The sequence below is a fragment of the uncultured Fretibacterium sp. genome, assembly GCF_938040765.1.
Classification (GTDB): domain Bacteria; phylum Synergistota; class Synergistia; order Synergistales; family Aminobacteriaceae; genus CAJPSE01.
Genome location: NZ_CALIAA010000042.1, coordinates 1 through 1,907 on the forward strand (window position 1 = coordinate 1; position 1,907 = coordinate 1,907).

The following is a 1,907-nucleotide window of genomic DNA, read 5'->3' on the forward strand; positions in this document are numbered from 1 at the left end:
ACTGGTTTTTGATAGCACTATCGTGTCGGCAGACATCGCTGTCAAGGGAGATAAAATCTGGGCCATCGGATATGCACAGGATTTTCCCGAAACGGTTCGAGTGATTGATGCTTCAAGGAAATATGTCATGCCGGGAGCCATCGATGCCCACATGCATGTCGAGGCACCTTTCCAAGGTTGCCTTGGAGCAAATGATTTTTATACGCAAAGTATTTCAGCGGCTTTTGGCGGGGTAACGATGTTTATGGACTTTACGAATACTTTCAAAGGCATGTCTGTCCTAGACGCGTTTGAAAAACGTAAAGAGGATATGTCCAAGTCGGCCATCGACTATAGTATCCACGGTAAATTCGTCGAAGCCCCTCCAGAGAGGATCGCCGAGATCGAAGGATTGGTGGATCGTGGTTGTCCCACTTTCAAACTCTTCATGACTTACCGCAGGGAAGGGGTCATGGCGACGGATGAGACGCTGATGCGCGTGTTCGAAAGGGCGAAGGAATTATCGGCGTTGCCGATGGTACACGCGGAAAGCAACGTTATTGCTGAATATAACCTGGATCGCTTCGTGAGGTCTGGAAAATTGGACTGGCACTATTTTGCAGCGGCAAAGCCCGTTTTATGTGAGGCAGAAGCTTTTTCCAGAGCGTTGTCCCTCAGTCGGGTTGTTGGCAATGCCTTGCTTGTTGTCCATACAACAAACGGAGCTGCTTTGGGTGTAGCGGAGGCGGCACAAAAAAAGGGTGTTCCGATCTATGTCGAGACCTGTCCGCATTATCTCTTCCTTTTCAGCGATAATTATGATCTCCCGGACGGCCACCTCTATATATGCTCACCACCTCTCAGGACCGAAGATGAAGCAGAATCCCTCTGGCAGGGAATGCGAAACGGCACTATATCCGTTACAGGTTCTGATGACTGCACATACTCCCGGGCGGAGAAAGAGATGTTTTTGGAGAAAGGCCCAGATGGTAAGATCATTAGGGATTTTCGTAAGGTAGTCAATGGAGTCTCAGGAATTGAAACTCGTTTGCCGCTCTTACTTTCCGAAGGAGTGAATAAAGGCCGTTTGTCTATCAAGCAGGTATGTGCGCTTGTTAGTTCTAATATTGCGAAACTTTACGGCTGTTATCCTCAAAAGGGTGTACTTGCCCCGGGAAGCGATGCGGATATCACTATAGTAGATATGGAGAAGACGGTGACGTTGTCCGCAGGGATGTTGCACAATAACGTGGATTATTGTCTTTTCGATGGAATGAAGATTAAGGGGATGCCTGTTATGACGATTTCCAGGGGAGCAATAATCATAGAAGATGGAAAATTTCACGGTAAGCGTGGAGCTGGACAATTTGTTCCCCGCAAGATGGATCCTCAGTATACGCAATATTTTGCCCTTTAGGACAAACTGCGGCTTGGAGCGCGTAAGAGTTGCGAAGCAACTTATATGGTGTCTGTAGGAGGATGATTGATTGGGGGCCTTGCAGGGCCGGTGGTTTTGATTTTTGAGATGTGGCACATGGCGGTTTCCCGGACGGGGATTGTCGGGTATCATTGACTAGGATGCTGCGTATGTTTGTATGATGATTCTGCAGCGTACGATTTGGGAGGCGATGCGGGCATCGCCTTTGGAAAAAAGAAAATGGTCTGAAGCGGGGTGATGTCCTCAAAATGTGCGGGATCATGGGTTATACGGGCCCGCGGCGGGTCGTCGATGTCGTCGTGGGCGGGTTGGAGTGTCTGGAGTACCGGGGGTACGACTCCGCGGGGATCGCCGTTGCGGGCTCCGAGGGCCTGGGCATGGTGAAGTGTGTGGGCAGCGTGGCCAACCTGAAGGCGAAGCTGGAGACCACCCCTCTGGAGGGCAGCGTGGGGATCGGACACACGCGGTGGGCGACGCACGGCGGGGTCAC

At 50.9% G+C, this 1,907-nt stretch carries 1 protein-coding gene and 1 pseudogene; both read left to right on the top strand.

Annotation, left to right across the window (positions count from 1 at the left end):
• Nucleotides 1–1,396: dihydropyrimidinase (hydA, locus tag Q0176_RS01350; protein WP_299298329.1), on the top strand; the 1,396-nt coding region annotated here is incomplete at its 5' end.
• A 269-nt stretch (nt 1,397–1,665) separates the two neighbouring features.
• Nucleotides 1,666–1,907: pseudogene (locus tag Q0176_RS01355) on the top strand (glutamine--fructose-6-phosphate aminotransferase); the annotation flags it as partial.